At 68.1% G+C, this 19651-nt stretch carries 20 protein-coding genes, 1 tRNA gene and 1 pseudogene; 9 read left to right on the top strand and 13 right to left on the bottom strand.

The features are described from left to right. Positions 1–11: 11 nt before the first annotated feature. A complete protein-coding gene (locus tag ABIE41_RS08285; RefSeq protein WP_192644094.1) occupies positions 12–551 on the bottom strand; it encodes a prolyl-tRNA synthetase associated domain-containing protein in 540 nt (179 codons plus the stop codon). 209 nt (positions 552–760) lie between these two features. Here ABIE41_RS08285 and ABIE41_RS08280 point away from each other — a divergent pair. Then, a tRNA-Gly gene (locus tag ABIE41_RS08280) sits at positions 761–835 on the top strand. A 123-nt stretch (positions 836–958) separates the two neighbouring features. On the opposite strand, the gene ABIE41_RS08275 is transcribed toward ABIE41_RS08280, so the two are convergent. From ABIE41_RS08275 to ABIE41_RS08260, 4 genes are all read right to left on the bottom strand, one after another. Further along, entirely contained in the window at positions 959–3505 is a 2547-nt protein-coding gene (locus ABIE41_RS08275; protein ID WP_192644095.1) for an HWE histidine kinase domain-containing protein, read from the bottom strand. A gap of 1 nt (position 3506) precedes the next feature. Continuing rightward, a complete protein-coding gene (locus ABIE41_RS08270) occupies positions 3507–4058 on the bottom strand; it encodes a biliverdin-producing heme oxygenase (RefSeq protein WP_192644096.1) in 552 nt (183 codons plus the stop codon). A gap of 154 nt (positions 4059–4212) precedes the next feature. Continuing rightward, complete coding sequence (locus ABIE41_RS08265; protein ID WP_192644097.1) at positions 4213–4980, bottom strand: SDR family oxidoreductase; 768 nt, start codon at positions 4978–4980, stop codon at positions 4213–4215. Positions 4981–4989: 9 nt separating this feature from the next. Beyond that, the gene (locus tag ABIE41_RS08260) at positions 4990–6189 is read right to left on the bottom strand and encodes a mandelate racemase/muconate lactonizing enzyme family protein (protein WP_192644098.1); all 1200 of its coding nucleotides are present in this window, start codon (positions 6187–6189) and stop codon (positions 4990–4992) included. A gap of 197 nt (positions 6190–6386) precedes the next feature. Here ABIE41_RS08260 and ABIE41_RS08255 point away from each other — a divergent pair, with 197 nt between their 5' ends. The 6 genes from ABIE41_RS08255 (at position 6387) to ABIE41_RS08230 (ending at position 11216) form a co-directional block, all read left to right on the top strand. Then, entirely contained in the window at positions 6387–7145 is a 759-nt protein-coding gene (locus ABIE41_RS08255) for a GntR family transcriptional regulator (RefSeq protein ID WP_192644099.1), read from the top strand. A 34-nt stretch (positions 7146–7179) separates the two neighbouring features. Then, positions 7180–8160, top strand: coding sequence for a 2-hydroxyacid dehydrogenase (locus ABIE41_RS08250; protein ID WP_192644100.1), 981 nt, complete (start codon positions 7180–7182; stop codon positions 8158–8160). A 79-nt stretch (positions 8161–8239) separates the two neighbouring features. Beyond that, complete coding sequence (locus ABIE41_RS08245; RefSeq protein ID WP_192644101.1) at positions 8240–9043, top strand: transporter substrate-binding domain-containing protein; 804 nt, start codon at positions 8240–8242, stop codon at positions 9041–9043. 118 nt (positions 9044–9161) lie between these two features. Further along, positions 9162–9851 (top strand): amino acid ABC transporter permease, encoded by a 690-nt coding sequence (locus ABIE41_RS08240; RefSeq protein WP_192644102.1) that lies wholly within the window; start codon positions 9162–9164, stop codon positions 9849–9851. After that, a complete protein-coding gene (locus tag ABIE41_RS08235; RefSeq protein ID WP_192644103.1) occupies positions 9851–10504 on the top strand; it encodes an amino acid ABC transporter permease in 654 nt (217 codons plus the stop codon). The genes ABIE41_RS08240 and ABIE41_RS08235 overlap by 1 nt, the downstream gene beginning before the upstream one ends. Further along, positions 10485–11216 carry an amino acid ABC transporter ATP-binding protein gene (locus ABIE41_RS08230; RefSeq protein WP_192644104.1) on the top strand — a complete coding sequence of 244 codons (732 nt, stop codon included), beginning with the start codon at positions 10485–10487 and terminating at the stop codon, positions 11214–11216. Before ABIE41_RS08235 ends, ABIE41_RS08230 begins: the two co-directional genes overlap by 20 nt. A 33-nt stretch (positions 11217–11249) precedes the next feature. On the opposite strand, the pseudogene ABIE41_RS08225 reads toward ABIE41_RS08230, so the two are convergent. The 4 genes and pseudogenes from ABIE41_RS08225 to ABIE41_RS08210 all read right to left on the bottom strand — a co-directional run bounded on the left by ABIE41_RS08225 (position 11250) and on the right by ABIE41_RS08210 (position 14009). After that, positions 11250–12030: pseudogene (locus ABIE41_RS08225) on the bottom strand (SDR family oxidoreductase). 49 nt (positions 12031–12079) lie between these two features. Continuing rightward, positions 12080–12886 (bottom strand): aspartate dehydrogenase, encoded by an 807-nt coding sequence (locus ABIE41_RS08220; RefSeq protein ID WP_192644106.1) that lies wholly within the window; start codon positions 12884–12886, stop codon positions 12080–12082. Next, on the bottom strand, positions 12883–13686 hold the full coding sequence (locus ABIE41_RS08215; RefSeq protein ID WP_354191837.1) for an alpha/beta fold hydrolase: 804 nt from the start codon (positions 13684–13686) through the stop codon (positions 12883–12885). Before ABIE41_RS08215 ends, ABIE41_RS08220 begins: the two co-directional genes overlap by 4 nt. A gap of 8 nt (positions 13687–13694) precedes the next feature. After that, positions 13695–14009 carry an NIPSNAP family protein gene (locus ABIE41_RS08210; protein ID WP_192644108.1) on the bottom strand — a complete coding sequence of 105 codons (315 nt, stop codon included), beginning with the start codon at positions 14007–14009 and terminating at the stop codon, positions 13695–13697. Positions 14010–14173: 164 nt separating this feature from the next. Here ABIE41_RS08210 and ABIE41_RS08205 point away from each other — a divergent pair, with 164 nt between their 5' ends. Next, on the top strand, positions 14174–15475 hold the full coding sequence (locus ABIE41_RS08205; protein ID WP_192644109.1) for a class I SAM-dependent methyltransferase: 1302 nt from the start codon (positions 14174–14176) through the stop codon (positions 15473–15475). 96 nt (positions 15476–15571) lie between these two features. Here ABIE41_RS08205 and ABIE41_RS08200 read toward each other — a convergent pair whose 3' ends face one another. Then, entirely contained in the window at positions 15572–15889 is a 318-nt protein-coding gene (locus tag ABIE41_RS08200) for a DUF2853 family protein (RefSeq protein ID WP_192644110.1), read from the bottom strand. 232 nt (positions 15890–16121) lie between these two features. Between ABIE41_RS08200 and ABIE41_RS08195 the strand changes: the two genes are divergently transcribed. Further along, positions 16122–17069, top strand: a complete 948-nt coding sequence (locus tag ABIE41_RS08195) for an NAD(P)-dependent oxidoreductase (protein ID WP_192644111.1) — start codon at positions 16122–16124, stop codon at positions 17067–17069. A gap of 10 nt (positions 17070–17079) precedes the next feature. Here ABIE41_RS08195 and ABIE41_RS08190 read toward each other — a convergent pair whose 3' ends face one another. The 3 genes from ABIE41_RS08190 to ABIE41_RS08180 form a co-directional block, all read right to left on the bottom strand. Next, positions 17080–17610 (bottom strand): L,D-transpeptidase, encoded by a 531-nt coding sequence (locus ABIE41_RS08190; protein WP_192644112.1) that lies wholly within the window; start codon positions 17608–17610, stop codon positions 17080–17082. A 117-nt stretch (positions 17611–17727) separates the two neighbouring features. Further along, positions 17728–18558, bottom strand: coding sequence for a heme ABC transporter ATP-binding protein (locus tag ABIE41_RS08185; RefSeq protein WP_192644113.1), 831 nt, complete (start codon positions 18556–18558; stop codon positions 17728–17730). Next, positions 18551–19651: an iron chelate uptake ABC transporter family permease subunit gene (locus tag ABIE41_RS08180; RefSeq protein ID WP_192644325.1), complete on the bottom strand. Its 1101-nt coding sequence runs from the start codon at positions 19649–19651 to the stop codon at positions 18551–18553. The genes ABIE41_RS08185 and ABIE41_RS08180 overlap by 8 nt, the downstream gene beginning before the upstream one ends.

Here is a 19651-nt window from a genome sequence, read left to right as displayed (position 1 = left end):
GATGGGGAGGATCAGGCGTTCTGTCCATCTTCGGGAACCGGCAAATCGACGATCAGCGGATCGTGGCCGGTCTCGCGCAGGAAGGCGAGCAGATCGTCCAGCTCGAGCCGCAGGGTCGCAGTGTTGATCAGCGGGTGGAAGTTCACCGGCTCGCCGGTCGCGAGATTGCGGTCGAGCACCATGGTGACCGCCCCCGCGCGGTCGTTGATGACGGCGAGCGCGGTCACTGATCCCGGCGTCACGCCGAGCTTATCCATCAGCGCCTCCGCCGAGCAGAAGGACAGCCGCCCGCTGGCGCCGATCGTCTCGTGCAGGCGCTTGAGATCGATGCGGGCATTCTCGCGCGCCGAAACCAGGAAGAGCCGGCCCTTCTTGTCCTTCACGAACAGGTTCTTCGAGTGCAGCCCCGGCAGCGTGCCGCGCAGCGCCTGCGATTCGGCCACCGTGAAGACCGCCTCGTGATCGACGCGCGCATAGGCGATGCCGCGCTCATCCAGATGCGCGCAGAGTTGCTCGGGCGTCAGCGGTGCGGTGGGGATAATCTGCGACATGGAAAGGCGGGCCCGGCCTCGAAAGAGCGTTGGAGCGCTGCGTAACCCGCCGCCAAGGCCGCTACAAGCACCCGCAGGCGGCCGGATCGGCGCGTTCCGCGCCCCATTCCGAAAAAGATCAAACGGCTGCAACAAGGCGCTTGCACTGCGCGACGCTTTGGGGCAATAAGCCGGCCTCCGCGGCGGAAACGCCGCGCCGATGTCCTGATGCGGGAGTAGCTCAGGGGTAGAGCACAACCTTGCCAAGGTTGGGGTCGAGGGTTCGAATCCCTTCTCCCGCTCCAGGACATACAGCCTTCGAGACTGTCGCAAGCGTCGGGCATCCCGGCGCTTTTTGCGTTTTGGTATCACCCGTCGGCCGACCGGAGTGTGCGGCCAGAGCGGCTGTGCAGCGTGGCAGCCGCGGTTCAGCCGCTCCCGAGCTGGGCCTGCCGCAGCGTGGCGCTGAGGGTCGCGACGGAGTAGGGCTTGCGCACGACCGGCGCCGTCTGGTCAATGATCGGCAGGCGCGAGCCGTCATCATAGCCGGTCGCGAAGACGAAGGGCCGCTTCGCCGCCACCAGCCGCCGCGCCACCTCCTCCGAGGTCTCCGCCCCCAGATTGACGTCGAGCACCGCGATGTCCGGCAGGTCTCGCTCGAGCAGGCTCATAGCCTCGGCGACGCTGGCGCAGATGGTGACGCTCGACGCGCCCATCGAGAGAAGCATCTCCTCGACATCCATCGCGATCAGGAACTGGTCCTCCAGCAGGAGCACCTTCTTGCCCTGAACCGGCGAAGGCCCGCCCTCGGGCAGGGTCGACAGCGCCGATGTCTCGGACGGCTCGGCCACGGCCGGCCAGGACAGGAAGCCGCCGGGAATCGTCAGCCGCGCGATGACGCCCGTCGCCTCAAAGCTGATGTCGCTGCGCCCGCCGAGATCGAAGGGAATGCTGCGCGAGACGAGCGCGCTGCCGAATCCCGTCCGCTGCGGAGCGGAGACCGCCGGGCCACCGCTCTCCTGCCAGGTGATCGCGCAATCGCCGGCGTCGGACCGGCTCCAGGTCACGCTCACCCGCCCGCTCTCGCGGGAGAGCGCGCCATATTTCGCGGCATTGGTCGCCAGCTCGTGGATGACCAAAGCGAGCACGGAGAAGGCGCGGGGATCCAGCGCAGCCGGCGGCCCCTCGATCGCGATGCGCTGGCCGCTGCCGAGATAGGGCGCGAGCTCCGCCTCGAACAGCTCGCGCAGCGCCCCGCCACCGGCGCCCAGCGTCGCCTGGTCATGCGCCAGCGACAGCGCGTCGATGCGACCCTGGATCGTCTGCACATAGGTCCGGATCGCGGTCTCGTCCTGCACGGGATAGGAGACGATCGAGCGGATCACCGAGAGGATGTTCTTGACCCGGTGGTTGAGCTCCTGATTGAGCATCTTCTGGCGGGCCTCGGTCTTGCCGCGCTCTTCCGACAGCAGTTCGCCCTGACGCAGGACCACCTCGATCAGGGCACCACGCGCCGATTCCGCCAGATCGAGCTCGACCTCGGCCCAGGGCAGAGAGCGGTTCTCGACCGTCTGCTTCCAGACGGCGAAGCTCTGCCGGGGCGTCAGCCGGTCGCCGAGCGGCCCGGAACTGTAGGTCTTGTTGGGATCGCCGCCCCATTCGACGGTCTGGACCAGCTCGCGCCGGAACAGCAGCAGGTAATCGCGCGGCAGCTGCGACAGCGGGATCGCCAGCACGCCCGCCGCCTCGGCGGCGAAGGCGCGGGCCGTCGGCATCTCCTCCGAGAGAGAACTCGTCGCGAAGACCGCGCCGGGCGAGACCTGGCCGAGGAAGGCGGCCAGCCCGGGCACGGCATCGGCCGGCGGCACCCGCCCCCAGGACGACCACGCCCCGTCGAGCAGCAGCCCGACGCCGTCGCAGGGCACGAGCTGGGGGAAGGACGACAGATGCGAGCGCAGGAAGGCGGCGATGTCGGTGGTATGGACAGAGGAGACGAGCAGATCCTTCAGGAAGCGCCGGGCGCGTTCGCCCGCCTCGAGCTTCTGCTTCTGTGTCAGGGCGCCGAGCTGCAGCGCGAAGAACTCGCCGAAGATCTCGGCCGCGATGCGCTGGTTCATCGACATCGAGCGGGGCGCGTAATGGTGGCAGGCGATCAGCCCCCAGAGCGCACCGTCGACGATGATCGAGACCGACATCGAGGCTGCCACACCCATGTTGCGCAGATACTCGCAATGGATCGGCGAGACGCTGCGCAGGTGCGAATAGGTCATGTCGAGCGGCTGGCCCGCCTCGTCGAGCACGGGCTCGATCGGATGGCGTGCGCCGCTGGCGTCCGACACAAGCCGGATCGGGTTGAGCAGATAGAGCTGGCGCGCCTGCTGGGGAATGTCGCTGGCGGGAAAATGCTGGCCCCGGAAGCTTTCGAGGTCGCTGCGCTTGGCCTCGCTGACGACCTTGCCAGAGCCGTCGGCGGCGAACTGATAGACCATGACCCGGTCATATTGCAGGATCGCGCGCAGCAGCCGGGCCGCGCTGTCGATCAGCTCGCGCGGCGTGCGGACATGGCTGAGCCGCCCGACCAGCGTCCGCGCGAATTCCAGCGGCGAGGCCGGCCCCTCCCGAGTCGCCAGCTCGAATTCGACGATCGCGTTGCCCTTGAAGCGGTGCACGCTGATGTCAAAGGTCCGCGACGTCGTCGAGAGCGTGACCCTCGGCATCAGCCCCGGTCGCGAGGGCTGCCCCGAGCGTGAGAGCGCGTTGCGCAGCTCGTGCACCGGCGTTCCGCCCAGCACATCCTCGAGCTTGCGGCCCACGAGATCCTCGTCCGGCAGGCCCAGGAAGGCGGCCGCATTGGCCGACTGGCGCCGGATCACCACGGCGCCCTCGTCGCAGACGAGCAGGCAGCCATGCGTCTGGATGCTGCCGGGGACGTGAATCGGCTCGCGGTCGCAATTCGTCAGATCGACGGTCGCCATCTCAGGAAAATCCATTGCCCTTCATCGCCGCGGCCGCGTGGTCGAAGGCGAGCGATGCCGCCTGAACCGCTGCCGCTGGGTCAACGCCGGAAAGGCCGTCGATGATCCCGACGAATTGCTGCCAGTTGGACAACCCCTGAGCCTGCGCCGCGAGATGGCGCGCGCCATGGGAGCCGTCGAAGCCGAGCCCGGCCGCCATCCTCACGATCAGGCGGGCGCCCAGCGACGATCCCTCCTGCACGTAGGCGACGCCGATGCGGTGGGAGATGTCTTTTGACAGGTCGAGCGACCGGGTCTCGGGCGGCGCCAGTCCGAGATCGGCGAGATCACGCTCCATCAGCGGGGCGATGACGGCGGGTTTCCAGTCGCCGAAGGCTTCCGGCCAGGCCGGCTCGGCGAGATAGCGCTCGACCGCCAGGCGATGGGCATAGGACGCGCGCAGGAAGGCCCCGTAGCGGGCGGCGCTGTCGATCGGCCCGACCAGCCGGTCCAAGCGCTCATGGGCCGGCCGCGTCTGCTCGCGCAGGAAAAAGCGGAAGGAGGATGCGGGCATGGAACGGAGCGAGCGGGCGAGCGCTCGACGGCCTCTGGTGACGGCACCCCGCCGACGATGATCGGCGAGGACGTCGGGGAACGGGCGGCGGAATGCCGCGGGTGCTCCCGTTCAATGCTTCACGCTGGGTAAAGTTCCAGCGCGCTGTCCGCGCTCAGAGCACGGACGACATCCCGCCATCGACATAGATGATCTGGCCGTTGACGTAGTTCGAGGCCGACGACGCCAGGAACACCGCCGTGCCGATCAGCTCGTCCGGCTTGCCCCAGCGGCGTGCCGGGGTGCGGCCCTTGACCCAGGCGTCGAAGGTCGGGTTGTCGATCAGCGCCTGGTTCATGTCGGTGATCATGTAGCCGGGGCCGATCGCGTTGGCCTGGATGCCGGCCTCCGCCCATTCCGCCGCCATGGCTCGCGTCAGCATCTTGATGCCGCCCTTGGCGACTGTATAGGGCGCCACCGTCGCCCGCGCGAGTTCGCTGGTGAGTGAGCCGATATTGATGACCTTGCCATGGCCGCGCGCGATCATGCGCTTGGCCGCCTCGCGGCCGATCATGAAGGCCGAAGTCAGGTTGGTGTCGATGACGCGCTGCCAGTCGGCGGTGGCGAGCTCGACCATCGGCTTGCGGAACTGGATGCCGGCATTGTTGACGAGGATGTCGACCGCGATGCCGGCTGCGTCAAAAGCCTCGAAGGCGGCGATGATCGCGGCCTCGTCGGTCACGTTGAACGGTGCGGGCTCGGCCTGGTGGCCGGCCGCGCGGAATTCCGCGACCGCCTCGTCGACGCGCGCGGGATCGGTGCCGTTGATCAGAATGCGCGCGCCGGCGACCGCCAGCCCTTCCGCCATGGCGCGACCGAGGCCGCGCGAGGAACCGGTGACGAGGGCGGTCTTGCCCGAGAGGTCGAAGAGGGGATTGGTCATGTCACATCCTCACAGGCTGGAGCGGCGGACGGTCAGGTCCGTGCGCTCGAAGACGGCCGGCAGCAGTTCGACGCCCAGCCCCGGCCCTTCCATCGGCAGGACATAGCCGTTCTCGATCGTCGGCATCGTCGTGACCAGCTCCTTGTACCAGCCGGTGTAGAAGGCGCGCACCGATTCCTGGATCAGCGTGTTGGGCTGGCTGAAAGAGGCATGGATCGCGGCGATGAAGCCGACAGGGCCGATGCAGTCATGCGGCGCGAAGGGGCGGTGATAGGTGTCGGCCATCGCCGCGATCTTGCGGCCTTCCGTCAATCCACCGGTCCAGCAGAGATCGGCCATGACGATGTGCATGGCGTCCCGGTCGAGCATGTCCTTGTAGGGGAAGCGCGACCCGAGCGTCTCGCTGGCGCAGACCGAGACGGTCGTCGAGCGGGCGAACTCGGCCAGCGCTTGCGGCGAGTTCATCCGGATCGGATCCTCGTACCAGCTCGGCTCGTACTGCTCGAGCACGCGGGCGATCTTGATCGCCGTCGGCAGGTTCCAGAGCGAGTGCAGCTCGACCATGATCTCGATCTTGTCGCCGACCGCCTTGCGGATCTTCTCGAACGGCTCGCAGGCCTTGCGCATCTGATCGGGGGTGATGAACAGCCCGTTGTTCTCGATCGCGGCCGGGTCGAAGGGCCAGATCTTCATCGCCGTGATGCCGCTCTCCAGCAGGCTCTCGGCCACCGCATCGGCGTGGTTCATGAAGCCGTGTAGATCCTCATAGGGACCTTCGCTCAGCCCGAGATTCCAGGTCGAGACCGGCTTGATGTTGTGCGAGCGGACATATCCATAGCCGGCGCAGGTGTTGTAGATGCGCTGCTTGTCGCGGCACAGCCCGCCGAGCATCTGGTGGACCGGCTGGTCGCAGACCTTGCCGAATACGTCCCACAGCGCGATGTCGACCGCCGAGGTCGCCCGCGACTCGACGCCGGTCGAGGCCTGCGCCATCGGCAGGTTCGTCATCTCCCGGTGCAGCGCCTCGATGTGCAGCGGGTTCTTGCCCAGCAGCCGCATGGCGAGCGTGTCATGGAGATGGGACTCGACCGCGCCCGCGCCATAGAAGGTCTCGCCCAGGCCGATGATGCCGGCATCCGTATGGACGCGCACCCACAGCACATTGGCGAACTCTTCCGTCCGCAGCGTCTCGATGGCGGTGATCTTCAAAGCCTGCCTCCCTGGCGGCGAACGCTCTTGCACGGCGCGAGCCGCTGAACGTCGTTGATGAGTGCCGGCCCGCCGCAGCCGCCCGACGAGACGGCCACGATGGCTCCGCGAGACCATAGTGCCGCTTGTAAAATATCACAATATGTTTAGTCTCCGCCCGATCGGGGCGCCAAACGAGCTTCGTCGGAGGAAAGCAGATGGCGCAGCGCGCAGGCCGGCCGATCTTGGTGGATGCGGAGGAGTTGCCCCCTGCGCGGCGCAACCGCGTCAACCTGTTCGACCTGGCCTATCAGCGCATCGAGGAGATGCTGGTGCGCTGCGAACTGGCGCCCGGCCGTTTCCTCGCCATGCAGGATCTGCAGGAGATGACCGGCTTCGGGCGCACGCCGGTGCACCACGCCGTCAACCGACTGGCCGCCGACACACTGATCGTCGTCCGCCCTCGCCATGGGCTGCAGATCGCGCCGATCGATCTCGCCCGCGAGCGGGTGCTGCTGCATCTGCGACGCGACATCGAGCGCTTCGTCATCCGGCTCGCCGCCGAGCGCGCCGGCCCATCCCATCGCAACCAGATGCTGCACATGGAGCGCCTGCTGCGCGAGCGCCGCGACGGGCTGACCCTGGCCGAGTTCAACACGCTTGACCGTCGCATCGACCAGATGGTGCTGGCGGCGGCAGGCGAACCCTTCCTTGAGCATACGCTGCGGCCGCTGCACACGCTCTTCCGCCGCATCGGCTTTATCTATCACACGCATATGGCCGAGCAGCCGGGCCTCGCGGGCTCGATCGACCACCATCTCGCCGTGCTCAACGCGATCGCGACCCGCCATGTCGAGCGCGCGGTCGCAGCCTCCGACGCCCTGATCGGCTTCGTCGAGACCATGTTCGACGAGATGGAGATTCGCCTCGATCCCTCGCTGCTCGATTGCAGCGTCGAACCCCTTCTCGCCCCCTGACGGATTTCAACCGCTCGAACCGGAACCGCCGACCATGCGCATCATCTTCCACGGCGAGAACGCCGCCTCCTTCAGCCAGGGCTTTGAAGAGCTCGTCGGCCCCGACGCGCAGGTCCGCATCCTGCCCGATGCGCTGAAGAGCCCGGCGGATCGCGAGGCCTATGCCGCGGCACAGGCGATCATCGGGGTGAAGTTCGATTCCGGCCTGCCGATGCCCGACGGGTTGAAGCTGTTTCACGTCCCCGGCGCCGGCTACGACGCCGTCGATCTGGCGCGCTTGCCGACACAGACGAGCGTCTGCAACTGCTTCGGCCATGAGCAGGCGATCTCGGAATATGTGATGGGTGCGCTGCTTGCCCGCGCCATCCCGCTCGCGGACGCCGACGCCCGGCTGCGCCGCGGCGACTGGGCCTATTGGGCCGGCTCGCCCGACCGCGTCCATGGCGAGATCGCGGGCCGGACCATCGGCCTGCTCGGCTTCGGCCATATCGGCAAGGCGATCGCCCGGCGTGCCAAGGCCTTCGAGATGAAGGTCCATGTCGCCAACCGCAGCCCGGTCGCGACCTCGGACCTCGTCGACCGCGCCTTCGGCCTGGACGAGCTGGAGGCCTTCTGCGGCTCGGTCGATGCGCTCGTCGTTTCCGTGCCTTTGACGGCCGACACCACCGGCCTCGTCGGCAAGGCCGAACTCGCGGCGATGCGGCCCGACGCCGTGATCCTGAATGTCGGCCGCGGCGCCACCATCGACGAAACGGCGCTGTACGAGGCGCTGCACGACCGCCGCATCGGCGGCGCGATCATTGACACATGGTATCGCTACCCAAATCCGGGGGAGCCTAATATTTTGCCGTCCCGACTGCCTTTCCATGAGCTTTCAAACGTTTTAATGACACCGCACATGTCGGGCTGGACCAGCGGCACCATCCGCCGCCGGCAGCAGGTCATGGCGGACAACATCAGGCGGTGCTTCTCCGGTACCGCTCTCATCAACGTCGTGCGAGAAGGGCGGCCCTGAGTCCCGATCGCCAGCAAACCGGCCATCCGAAGCCGGGGCACAAACACCTGACCCAACGCCAAACCGAGGAAACGGCACAATGACCCTGATGAAGCATCTCAAGATCGCCGGCACGCTGCTGGCGTTCGGCGCCGGCCTGCTCGCCGCCGGACAGGCCTCGGCGCAGACGCTGGCCGACATCACCAAGCGCGGCAAGGTGCGCATCGGCGTGCTGATCGGCGCCCCGCCCTATGGCTCGGTCGACTCGACCGGCAATGCCATCGGCTATGACGCCGACGTCGCCGCCCTCGTCTCGAAGTATCTCGGCGTGCCGATGGAGGTGGTTCAGCTCACCCCGCCGTCGCGCATCCCGGCGCTCGAGGCCAACAAGGTCGACTTCCTGGTCGCGACGCTGGCACCGACGCCCGAGCGCGCCAAGGCGGTGATGTTCACCATCCCCTACAGCGCCTTCCAGATGGGCATCTACGCCAAGAAGGGCACGCCCATCAAAACCTGGGCGGACCTGAAGGGCCGCAAGGTCGGCGTCAACCGCGGCTCGAGCGTCGAGCGCGAATTCGTCAACCGCGAGAAGGAGCTGAACCTCACCATCCTGCGCTTCGAGGACGACTCGACCACGATGCAGGCGCTCTTCTCCGGCCAGGTCGACGCCATTGCCGGCCCCGACGCCCAGGCCAACGCCGCCATCAAGGCGCGCGGCGAGACCGAGACCGAGGTGAAATTCTTCTTCGGCATGCAGCCGAACTCGATGACCGTCCGCAAGGACGCCTACGAGCTGAAGCAGTGGCTCAACAACGTCATCTACTTCATCAAGCAGAACGGCGAGCTGAACGCGATCTCCGAGAAGTGGGTCGGCGGCCCGCTGCCGGCGCTGCCCACCTTCTGATCCCTGCACCGGGCCGGCGCGGATCGCTCCGTGCCGGCCTTTTCATGACCTGCGGGTCGCGCCGGACATCGGCGCGACCCGTGCCCGGCGCAGCCCCTGAACAGGGGAGGAGACCTCCTTGCAGTTCGATCCTGTCCTTGCCGAATCCGATCTGATCATCAGCGGTATCTGGCTGACGATCTGGCTCTCGGCCGCCGCGATCGTGCTCGGCTGCTCGCTTGCTGTGCTGCTGGTGGCGCTGCGCACGCTGGCGGGCCGCTGGGCCGGCATCGTCGTCGACGCCTATGTCGAGCTGATGCGCAACACGCCCTTCCTGATCCAGCTCTTCATGATCTTCTTCGGCCTCCCGCTTCTGGGCATCCGCATGTCGGGCGTCGAGGCGGCGCTGCTGACGATGACGCTCAACCTTGGCGCGTATTCGACCGAGATCATCCGCGCCGGCATCGATTCGATCCATAAATCGCAGTTCGAGGCCGGGCTCTCGCTCGCGCTCTCGCGCCGCCAGGTCTTCCAGTACGTCATGCTGCAGCCGGCCTTCGCGCGGGTCTGGCCGGCGCTGTCGAGCCAGTTCGTGCTGATGATGCTGGCCTCCAGCATCTGCTCCTTCATTTCGGTGCAGGAGCTGTCGGGAGCCGCCGCCATCATCGAGCAGCGCACCTTCCGCTCATTCGAGACCTACATCATCGTGACCGCGGTCTATCTGGTCATGGCCCTGACGCTGAAGCTCTCGCTGCTCTGGCTGGGTCGCAAGCTGTTCCCACAGGTTTCCGGCCTCGCCCGGCTCGATGCCAAGGCGGAGGCGGCCTGATGCAGACCTTCGGTTGGCCCGAGGCCATGTTCATCTTCCGGGCAGCGGGCTGGACCCTGCTGCTCACCGCGATCGCCTTCGTCATCGGCGGCGTCATCGGTGGAGCGCTGGCGATCATGCGCCTGTCGCGGATCGCGCTGATCCGCAACTTCGCCTCCGTCTACATCCTGGTGATCCAGTCCATTCCCGTGCTCATGGTGCTGTTCATGAGCTATTACGGGCTCTCGATCATCGGCATCGAGCTGCCGCCCTTCCTGGCGGCGTCGGCTTCGCTCGCCGTCTACGTCTCGGCCTATCTCGCCGAGATCTGGCGCGGCTCGATCCAGTCCGTGCCGTTCCAGCAATGGGAGGCCTCGGCCTCGCTCGCCCATTCGCCGGCCCAGACCTATCGCTATGTCATCCTGCCGCAGGCGGTGCGCATCTCGCTGCCGCCGACGGTCGGGTTCCTCGTTCAATTGGTCAAGAACACCTCGATCGTCTCGGTCGTCGGCTTCGTCGAGCTCTCCCGCGCGGGTCAGCTCGTCAACAACGCGACCTTCCAGGCTTTCCAGGTCTTCTCGCTGGTGGCGGTGATCTATTTCGCGATCTGTTTCCCGCTGTCCCGGCTCAGCCGCCATCTCGAAAAGGTGATGAATGCCAGCCGTTCTCATTGACGACGTCCACAAGCGCTTCGGCGACCTCGAGGTCCTGAAGGGCGTCTCTCTCAACGTCGAGAGCGGCCAGGTCGTCGCGCTCATCGGCCGCTCCGGCTCCGGCAAGAGCACGCTGCTGCGCTGCATCAACGGGCTCGAGGCGATCAATTCCGGCCGCATCGAGGTGGCCGGCCATGTTGTCGACCAGGACCCGAAGAAGCTGCGCGAGCTGCGCAAGGACGTCGGCATCGTCTTTCAGAGCTACAATCTGTTCCCGCATCTGACGGTCGGGCAGAACATCATGCTCTCGCCGCGCATCACGCAGAACGTCCCGCAGGACAAGGCCGCCGAGCTCGCCCGCGAGGTGCTGGCGCAGGTCGGTCTCTCCGAGAAGTTCGACAGCTATCCTGACAACCTCTCCGGCGGCCAGCAGCAGCGCGTCGCCATCGCCCGCTCGCTGGCGATGCGGCCGAAGGTCATGCTGTTCGACGAGGTGACGTCGGCGCTCGACCCCGAGCTGACCGGCGAGGTGCTGCTCGTGATGGAGAAGCTGGCGAAGAACGGCATGACGATGCTCCTCGTGACCCACGAGATGAGCTTCGCCCGCAACGTCGCGAGCACCACCGTCTTCATGCACCAGGGCAAGATCTGGGAGAGCGGCCCCTCGCAGGAGCTGTTCGCCAACCCGCAGACGCCGGAACTGCGCAACTTCGTCAGCGCCGGCTCCAAATAGCGCAGCGCCCCGGCGCCTCCGCGGCCGCCCGGCCTAGGCGCGGGGCTTGCGGTCGCCCCGGGCGGTCCAGCCGCCATCGACGACCATGACGGTGCCCGTGCAGAAGGAAGCGTCGTCGCTGGCGAGCCAGAGCATCGCCTGGGCGATCTCGATCGGCTGGCCGAGGCGCTCCATCGCCTGGCGCTCCTCCAGCCCGCGGCGCAGCTCGGCACCGTCGGGCCCGCTCAGGATCCGGGTGAAGTAGGGCGATTCGATCGTGCCGGGCGCGACGGCGTTGATGCGGATCTTCTGCTCGACATGGTCCACCGCCATCGCCCGCGTCAGCGCCGCCACAGCCCCCTTGGACGCGACATAAGCCGCACGGTCGTGGATGCCGACATGCGCCACCGCCGAGGCCGTGTTGACGATCGCGCCGCCGCCCTGTCGCGCCATCACGCGGGATGGCGTGCTTGCAGCCGAGGAAGACGCCGTTGACGTTGACCGCCATCAGCGCGTTCCAGTCGGCCTCCGACGTCGACACCACGGTGCCGGCGATGCCGTAGCCGGCATTGTTGACGAGGATGTCGAGCCGGCCGAAATCGGCCACGGCCCTGGCGATCATCGCCGCGACCTCGGCCTCCTTGCTGACATCGACCGGATGAGCCGTCGCCCGGCCTCCCTGCCCCGCGATCTCGGCCGCGACACGCTCGGCCGCCGCCGCGTCCCGGTCCGCGACGATCACGGTCGCGCCTTCGCGGGCAAAGAGCGTGGATGCAGCATGGCCGATTCCCGAGCCGCCGCCGGTGACGATCGCGATCTTGCCTGCGAGTTTCATGGCCTTGGCCTCCCCTTGAGAGCCCCGGGACGAGCGAGGCGCCAGGCGCTCACAGCATCACCACGGGCGAAAAATGCTGATCGACGGCCGCCAGGATAGACTGCGCGACGATCCAGGATGATTTCGGATTGCTCGGCGAGGGCCGGTTGGCGATCTCCAGCGAGAACGTGCCGAACTCGCTGCTCGCCCTGACGACATGGGTGTTGCCGCCGGCTTTCGGGTCGCAGACGACGTCGACGCGGGTTGCCTCGAAGCCTGGCCCGGCCAGCGCCAGCGCCGCCGCCACGTTGAGGTTCTGCGGATAGCGCGCCGCCGCCTCGCGCGCGGTCCCGGAAAACAGCGTCACCGGCCCGGCCAGCTCCGCCGGGTCATGGCCGAGCGCGTGCAATTCGGCGGCCCAGGCGGCCGGCGGCTTGCGCGATTCGTAGCGCAGATCGAGCTGTTCCGCATGGCGCACGGCGCGGACATAATCGAGCCCGCCGAGCGCCCCCGACGCCAGCAGCAGCCGCCCCCTGCCCCCGCGCGCGGCCTCGACGAGCCGGGCGAAGATCGCTTCGTCATGCAGGGCGCCGATGGAGGAGATCAGCACCGGCAGGCCGAGCGCCAGACAGCTCGGCACGCTCTCGCGCACCGCCGCGTGACCGGCAGCCTCGATCACCAGATCGGCCCCGAAGGCCGCGACCGCATCGAGCCCCTCGAGGACGGAGACGCCCTCAGGCACCCGCGCCGCCGAGGACGAGCCCGGGCGCAGTAGCACCGCCAGCGCATAGCCCGGTCCGGGCGCCGCGCGCAGCGCCGTTGCGATGTCGGCGGCGATGGCGCCATAGCCGATCAGGACGACCCGGCGCGCCTTCATCCCAGCTCTCCGATCCACTCCACGACCTTGGCGGTGAAAGCGTCGGGCCGCGAGACCGGGAAGAAATGCCCGCCCGAATCGAGCAGGATCTTACGGGCGCCGGGCAGAGCGGCCGCCAGGTCCTCCTGCAGGAAGGACGGCACGATCATGTCGTCGCGTGCGCCCAGCACCAGCGTCGGCATCGGCAAGGCGGCGATGTCGGCCGAGCCATCGAAGGAGAGCAGCGCGTCGATCCGCTCGCGGATAACCTCGCGGGCCTCCGCCGAGACGGGCGCAGCGGCGATCGCCGCCTCATAGACGCTCCAGTTCGCCTCCAGCCAGGCCGGTGGGTAGGAGATCAGCACGGCGGTGGCGGCATAGGCCTGCGGGTTCTCGGCGAGAACGGCGCGCCGCGCCCCGAACAGCGCGCTCATATAGTGGCTCGGCTTCAGCCAGGTCGCACTGAGGATCAGCCCGTCGAGCCGCTCCGGCGCGATGCGCCCCAGGGCCTGCCCGATGCAGCCGCCGGTCGAATGGCCGAGCAGCACCGCCCGCGCGACGCCCGCAGCATCGAGCACGCTGAGGCAGTCGCGAGCGAGCTGGTCGATCGTGCAGGGCGCGCGTCCGCGCGTGCTCGCCCCGATGCCACGCTGGTCGAAGCGGATCACCCGGAAGGACCGCGCAAGCGTCGCCGCATTGCTCGTCCAGAAGCCCGCCGTGCCCCCGAGCCCGCTGACGAGCAGGAGCGCCGGCCCCTCCCCCTCCGCGAAGGCCTGGAGCACCGCCCCGTCGGGGGTCGTCACGGTGAAGCGGGTCGGCACGGCGTCGCTCATTGCAGCGGCGAATAGGCGACGGGCGTCAGGATGCGCGAGTTCTGGATGTCGATCAGCCCATCGACGCGCTTCAGGTAGTCCTGCCAGCGCGGATCGGCGAGCATCGTCTTCCGCTTGGCGGCGCGCTCGTCGAGGCTGTTGTAGCTCCACAGTGCGACGACATGGTTCAGCTCGCCGATTTCCGTGGTGAAATAGGCGATGAACTGGCCCAGATACTCCTTCTGCAGCGGCAAGCCGTACTCGCCGTAGAGCTTCACGAACTCGGCCAGCTTGCCGGCCTTGATGCGATAGTCGCGCTCTTCATAGATCACTCGCGGCCCTCCAGCCTGCCGCGCCCCGGGAACCCGCCTGCGCGCGCGGCTAGCATGCGACGGCCCGGCCCGCCGCGTCACGCGCTTCCGTGAACGGGCCGGGTTGCCATGGGCGCCTGCCGCCGCCAAACAGGATATCGGCGTGGACTCTCGGGCGGGCGGACATGGATACGGAACAGAAGCGCCTCGCGGCGCTGCGGAACCTGCTGGCGCAGGCGCATGAGAAACTCGGGCTGAAGCTCGGATTTCGCCTCTGGGACGAAAGCCTCGTCCCGGCATCCTGGCCGCAGGACGGGCTCGCCATCGCGATCCGCGATCCCGGCGCCATCGCGGCCCTCATCCGCAAGCCGAAGCTCGACACGCTGCTGAACCTGCACGTGACCGACCGCATCGCGCTGGTGAACGGTTCGGTCTTCGATCTGGCGACCGCACGCCCCGAAGGCAAGGTCGGCCGGCTGGCGCGCACCATTCCGAAGCGGGCCGTGTTCGATGTGGTCCGCCGCTTCCTCTTCGCTCCGGGTACGGCACCAAACGCCGTCGATCACCGGAGAGGCGACGAGATCGCCCGCGACGGCGCACCGGCGACCAACAAGGCCAACATCGCCTACCACTACGACGTTTCGAACGCTTTCTACCGGCTCTTTCTCGATGCCGAGATGGTCTACACCTGCGCCTATTTCACCGAGGATCACGGCGACCTCGAGTGCGCGCAGCGTGACAAGCTCGACATGATCTGCCGCAAGCTGCGCCTGAAACCGGGTGACCGCCTGCTCGATATCGGCTGCGGCTGGGGCGCACTGGTCTGCCACGCCGCGCAGCATTACGGCGTCGAGGCCCATGGCGTAACGCTGGCGGAGGAGCAACTCGCCCTGGCGCGCGAGAAGGTGGAGCGGCTCGGCCTGCAGGGCCGGGTCACGCTTCACCTCAAGGACTTCACCCAGATGCAGGGCGAGTTCGACAAGATCTCCTCGATCGGCATGTTCGAGCATGTCGGCATCCGCAATCACCCCTCCTATTTCCAGGCGGTGAACCGGCTGCTGAAGCCGCGCGGGCTGTATCTGCATCACAGCATCTCGCGCCGCGCCAAGAAGACCGACAAGGCCTTCAACAAGATGCCGGCCGAGTACCGCGCGCTGGTGCGCTACATCTTCCCCGGCGGCGAGCTCGACCATCTGGGCATGTCGATCGCCAATCTCGAGCGCTACGGCTTCGAGGTTCACGACGTCGAGGGCTGGCGCGAGCACTACCAGCGCACCACACGGCTCTGGTGGGAGAGGCTGGAGGCCAACAGGGTACAGGCCGAGGCGGAGATCGGCCCGGAGCGCACGCGCATGTGGCTGCTATATCTGGCCGGCTGCTCGCTCGCCTTCGAGCGAGGCGGCGCGCTGGTCAACCAGACGCTGGCCTCGAAGCGCCGCAAGGGCGCCTCGGGCCTGCCACTGACGCGGGCGGATCTGTATCGCTAGAGACGTCGCGGGCATCATGCTCGGGTTTGGCCCGAGCATCGGCTGATCGAGGTTGTCGGGTCTGCGCTTCGCTTCGCCCGGCGAATGACCTCCAGCCTATGTCTTCACGAAGGCGTCGAGCTTCCCGTAATGCTCGGCCAGCAGATAGTAGAAGGTCAGGCGCGACTTGGTCTTGTCGGCCTTCATGTGCTCGCAGATCGCCTTGATCGACGCATCGAGATCGGCGGATTTCAGGCCGAGCTTCTTCTTCAGGAAATTCTCCCGGACGCGCTCCAGCTCGGCGGCGTCGGAACAGGCGACATAGCGGGTGTCAGGCTTGCTCATCACGAGTGCGTACGACTTCGCCATACCGGCGAAGGCCGCTTCGTTGAGCGGCTTCTTGGCGAATTTCTTGACGTCGGCCAGATGATCCATCGTTAGCCCCTCTTGCTCCGAGCGGCGCCGCGCCCGGTTGTGTCTGTCGCGCGACCAAACGTTAACGCGGATTTACGCACTGTCGATAGGCGCCGGCCCGCCCGGGCGCATTTTTGACTCACAGCAAGAACCGCTTGGGATGCAGGAAACGGATGCCGCCTGCGCGCTGGCGGTGGTTGAGCCGCGTCACCCGGAATGCTGCGATGCAGCATCGACCGGAGACGATGCGACGATGAAGCCCACCATCCTGATGGCCCCCAAGATGCCGGCCTCCCTGATCGCACGGTTGCAGCAGGACTACATCGTGCTCGGCCCGATGGAGCGGCCCGTTCCAGAGGCCCTGCCGCAGGGCGCGGAGGCCGCCCGCGTGCTGCTGACCGTCGGCGGCTGGCGCACCGATGCGGCCCTGATCGACGCGCTGCCGCAGCTCGGGCTGATCGCCTGCTACGGCACCGGCATCGAGGGGGTCGACCAGGCCCATGCGCAGGCGCGCAGCGTCCTGCTCAGCAACGCCGCCGACGCAAATGCCGATGCGGTGGCCGAATTCGCCATCGGGCTGATGCTGGCCAGCGTCCGCCAGATCGGCAAGGGAGACCGCTTCATCCGCGCCGGACGCTGGCAGGGCAACGCCATCGAGCGCATGCCCATCGTCCCCGGGCTGCGCGGTCGCCGGCTCGGCATCTACGGGCTCGGCGCCATCGGTGGTCGCATCGCCACCATCGCGGCCGCGCTGGGCATGGAGATCGCCTATCACAACCGCGCGCGGCGCGCGGACCTGTCCTATCGCTACGAGGACAGCCTTGTCGGGCTGGCGGAATGGTCTGATGTGCTGATGGTCGCGGTGCGCGCCAGCGCTGAGAACCGGCACGCGGTCGATGCGGACGTCCTGCGGGCGCTTGGGCCGCAGGGCCATCTCGTCAACATCTCGCGCGGCATCGCCGTCGACGAGGAGGCGCTGTGCACGGCTCTGGAGCAGGGCGTGATCGCGGGGGCCGGGCTCGACGTTTTTGAAGCGGAGCCGAATGTGCCGGACCGGCTGAAGGCGCTCGACAATGCGGTGCTCACGCCGCACATCGCGGCGATGGCCGACAGCGCCCAGGCGGCGCAACAGGAGCTCCTGCTGCGCAATCTCGAGGCCTTCTTCTCAGGCCAGCCGCTGCCCTCCGGCGTGCCGCTCTAGCCGTCGCGCCTCAGGGCAGGACGACGACAGGCGTGCCCATGCGGACGCGCTCGTAGAGGTCGGCGACGTCGTGGTTGTGCATGCGGAAGCAGCCATAGGAGGCGGCGGTGCCGACCGTGCCCGGCATGTTGGTGCCGTGGATCGCGTATTCGCCGCCTGGCCCCAGCCCGATCACCCGCGCGCCCATCGGGTTGCGCGGCGATCCTCCGGGAATGACGTCGGGCAGGCGCGGATTGTCGCGCTTCACCGAAGCCGGCGGCGCCCAGGCCGGATCGACCTGCATCTCCTCGACATATTTGACGCCCTGCCACTGCTTGCCGGCCTTGCCGACGGCGATGGTGTAGCGGATCGCCTCGCCCGGCGCGGTGACCAGATAGAGCCTTCGCTCGCCCGTGCGGATCACGATCGTGCCGGGCCGATAGCGCGGGTCGGGGGCCTGCACGATCTCGCGCGCTTCGCCCTCGCCGGCCGTGGCCGCCCAGAACGGCAGGGCCAGGGCCGCGGCCCACACCATTTCCATCGCTGCACGCCTGGACACCATCGCCACTCTCCCTCCCGCATTTCCGGGCGGAGGCTGCAGCTTCACCGCTGAATCAGCGGTTGAACGATATGGTGAAGCCTTGATTCAGGATGAATCGTCGCTGAAACGGGCCTCGGTTCAGGCGGCGGGGCTGGCGCGATGCTGCTGCGGCAGCAGGAAGGGCAGCCCCGGCACGGGCGCCCGGCTGAGCGAGAGATCGACCTTGAAGACCTGGCGCAGCAGCGCGTCGTCCAGCGTCTTCGCCGGAGCGCCCTGCGCAATGATCTGACCCTGATCCATCACCACTAGATGGTCGGCATAGGTCACGGCGAGGTTGAGGTCGTGCAGCACGATCAGCACCGCCACGCCGCGCGATGCGACGGCCCGCGCCATGTCGAGCAGGGCGAGCTGGTGGCAGAGGTCGAGGCTGGCGATCGGCTCGTCGAGGAACAGCGCCTGCCGGCTCGCCACGCTGCGCCCGGCCTCGATCTGGCACAGCACCCGCGCGAACTGCACGCGCTGCTGCTCGCCGCCGGAGAGTGTCTGATAGGCCCGCCCGGCCAGATCGAGCACGCCCGCAGCCGCGAGGCTTTCGCCGACCAGTGCATCGCGCCGCAGCCGCGTCATCGCCCGGCCGATCCCGTCGACGCCGAGGCTCGCGACTTCATAGACGCTGAACGGAAACACCAGCCGCGCATGCTGCGCCATCACGGCCCGCTGGCAGGCCAGCCGCCAGGCCGGAATGGCCGCCAGCGCTTCCCCGTCGAGACGGATCTCGCCGCCGGAAGGCTTCGCCTCGCCGGTCATCAGCTTGAGCAGCGTCGACTTGCCGGCCCCATTGGGCCCGATCAGGATGGTCGTCGTACCCGGCGCCAGATCGAGCGAGGCGTCACGCACCAGGGCGCGCCCGCCGGCCGAGAAGCAAAGCCCGCGCGCCTGGACGAGCACGCTACGGTCGGTTTCAGACATCGAGCGGCCCCGCGCGGCGCAGCAGCAGCCACAGGAAGAACGGCGCGCCGATCGCCGCCGTGACGATGCCGATCGGCAATTCGGCCGGAGCGACGACCAGGCGCGCGACGATATCGGCCCCGACGAGCAGGATCGCGCCGCCCAGCGCCGAGAGCGGCAGCAAAAGGCGATGGTCAGGACCCACCGCGAGCCGCACCAGATGCGGCACGACAATGCCGACGAAGCCGATCAGCCCGGCCGCCGCGACGCTCGCACCAACCGCGAGCGCCACGAGCAGGATCGCCAGCGCCTTGACCCGCTGGACCGGGATGCCGAGATGATAGGCCTCCGCCTCGCCCAGCATCAGCCCGTTCAGCCCGCGCGCCAGAAGCGGCATGGCCAGCAGCAGCGGAATGATGATCGGCGCGATCGCGGTGAGCTTGGTCCAGCTCGCCCCGCCGAGGCTGCCCATCGACCAGAAGGTCAGGTCGCGCAGCTGGCGATCATCCGAAATGAAGGCGAGCAGGCCCGTCATCGCCCCGGCGAGCGCGCCGAGCGCGACGCCCGCGAGCAGCATGGTCGCCACCGACGTGCGGCCCTGCCGCGTGGCGATCAGATAGAGCGCCAGCGTCGAGATCAGCCCGCCGCAGAAGGCACCGAAGGGCAGCACCGCGAAGGGCAGCTTCATCAGCGTCCCCGTCAGGAACCGGTCGCCCAGCACGATCGTCGCCGCGGCCGCCAGCCCCGCCCCGGCGGAGACGCCGACGAGACCGGGATCGGCCAGGGGATTGCGGAACAGCCCCTGCATCAGCGCGCCCGATACGGCGAGGCCGGCCCCGACCAGCAGGCCGAGCAGCACGCGCGGCAGCCGGATGTTCATCACCACCAGCACGTCGCGGCCCTCGAGCAGCGCGACATCCCCCGTCAGCCGGGCCCAGATGATCTCGGCAACCCGCCCGGGCGGGATCGCGATGGCACCCTGCCCGATCGCGAACAGCGCAAGGCCGACGCAGCCGAGGCCGAGCCCCGCGGTGGCGATCACGGCCAGGCGCCGCCGCCCGGCGATCAGGATCGCCAGCCCGGCCGGCAGGCCCGCGACGGAGGGCGAGGCCAG

It is taken from the genome of Bosea sp. OAE506 (genome assembly GCF_040546595.1).
Classification (GTDB): Bacteria; Pseudomonadota; Alphaproteobacteria; order Rhizobiales; family Beijerinckiaceae; genus Allobosea.
This window is presented reverse-complemented; position numbering and strand designations above follow the sequence as displayed.

Coding starts and splice junctions, on each gene's coding strand:
- ABIE41_RS08285 (WP_192644094.1), bottom strand. CDS start 551: ATGTCGCAGATTATCCCCACCGCACCGCTGACGCCCGAGCAACTCTGC.
- ABIE41_RS08275 (WP_192644095.1), bottom strand. CDS start 3,505: ATGGCGACCGTCGATCTGACGAATTGCGACCGCGAGCCGATTCACGTC.
- ABIE41_RS08270 (WP_192644096.1), bottom strand. CDS start 4,058: ATGCCCGCATCCTCCTTCCGCTTTTTCCTGCGCGAGCAGACGCGGCCG.
- ABIE41_RS08265 (WP_192644097.1), bottom strand. CDS start 4,980: ATGACCAATCCCCTCTTCGACCTCTCGGGCAAGACCGCCCTCGTCACC.
- ABIE41_RS08255 (WP_192644099.1), top strand. CDS start 6,387: ATGGCGCAGCGCGCAGGCCGGCCGATCTTGGTGGATGCGGAGGAGTTG.
- ABIE41_RS08250 (WP_192644100.1), top strand. CDS start 7,180: ATGCGCATCATCTTCCACGGCGAGAACGCCGCCTCCTTCAGCCAGGGC.
- ABIE41_RS08245 (WP_192644101.1), top strand. CDS start 8,240: ATGACCCTGATGAAGCATCTCAAGATCGCCGGCACGCTGCTGGCGTTC.
- ABIE41_RS08235 (WP_192644103.1), top strand. CDS start 9,851: ATGCAGACCTTCGGTTGGCCCGAGGCCATGTTCATCTTCCGGGCAGCG.
- ABIE41_RS08230 (WP_192644104.1), top strand. CDS start 10,485: ATGCCAGCCGTTCTCATTGACGACGTCCACAAGCGCTTCGGCGACCTC.
- ABIE41_RS08220 (WP_192644106.1), bottom strand. CDS start 12,886: ATGAAGGCGCGCCGGGTCGTCCTGATCGGCTATGGCGCCATCGCCGCC.
- ABIE41_RS08205 (WP_192644109.1), top strand. CDS start 14,174: ATGGATACGGAACAGAAGCGCCTCGCGGCGCTGCGGAACCTGCTGGCG.
- ABIE41_RS08200 (WP_192644110.1), bottom strand. CDS start 15,889: ATGGATCATCTGGCCGACGTCAAGAAATTCGCCAAGAAGCCGCTCAAC.
- ABIE41_RS08195 (WP_192644111.1), top strand. CDS start 16,122: ATGAAGCCCACCATCCTGATGGCCCCCAAGATGCCGGCCTCCCTGATC.
- ABIE41_RS08190 (WP_192644112.1), bottom strand. CDS start 17,610: ATGGTGTCCAGGCGTGCAGCGATGGAAATGGTGTGGGCCGCGGCCCTG.
- ABIE41_RS08185 (WP_192644113.1), bottom strand. CDS start 18,558: ATGTCTGAAACCGACCGTAGCGTGCTCGTCCAGGCGCGCGGGCTTTGC.